Origin of the sequence: Actinomyces sp. S6-Spd3, from assembly GCF_000758755.1 — a bacterium.
In the GTDB taxonomy this organism is placed as follows: domain Bacteria; phylum Actinomycetota; class Actinomycetes; order Actinomycetales; family Actinomycetaceae; genus Pauljensenia.
On the sequence record NZ_JRMV01000242.1, the window covers coordinates 1 to 739 of the forward strand.

The 739-nt window shown below is 49.9% G+C and carries 1 protein-coding gene; it reads left to right on the forward strand.

Annotated elements, in window-relative coordinates:
- The coding region (locus HMPREF1627_RS01970) for an NYN domain-containing protein (RefSeq protein ID WP_034500695.1) at positions 1-670 on the forward strand (670 nt) is incomplete at its 5' end.
- Positions 671-739: the final 69 nt, after the last annotated feature.

A 739-nucleotide genomic window follows, 5' to 3' on the forward strand; every position in this document is an offset into this window, starting at 1 on the left:
GAATCCGCAAGAGCGGGCCGACGAGTTGCTGGAGTATCGTCGTAGGCACATAAGGAAGTCACGTTCGAACCTGTACAGAATCTTCTACTACGATTGCCCTCCTTCTACCAAAGTCCTTTACCACCCGCTATTGCGTAGTGAAATCAATCTGGCTAAGAGCGACCAGTACAGATGGTCAAACGCCTTCTTCTCCGAGCTACTAAAGAAACGCAAAGTCGCCTTGCGACGAGGGGAAGAACTCGAGTCGCAACGCGGGTATACGCTTAAACCCGAGCCAACGAAGAAGCTATTGGCAGGCCGCATTATGGTTGACGAGTTGCATGAGCAGGATTTCTTTCTAGATATCAAACAGAAAGGCGTCGATATGCGCCTTGGTCTTGATATCTCGACGCTTGCGGAACGCGGCCTTGTCAATCAAATAGTTATGATTGCCGGTGACTCTGACTTTGTACCGGCCGCTAAACACGCGCGTCGTTCAGGGATAGATTTTATTCTTGACCCAATGTGGTCACCAATCACTGATTCTTTAAGTGAGCATGTAGATGGCATCCGAGAATGTGTTCTAGCGCCCCCAGAAAACTTGCAGGACCCGCTACATCTGAACAGCATCAGTGTTTCAGCCCGAAATTGTTCTTCAGAAGCACAGGATGATCCCGATGATGAGCTCTGAGTTTGTGGCCTTCCTCGGCACACGCGGCCAGGTATAAGACTCGCAACTTCTCAGCAAAATAGGACCGTG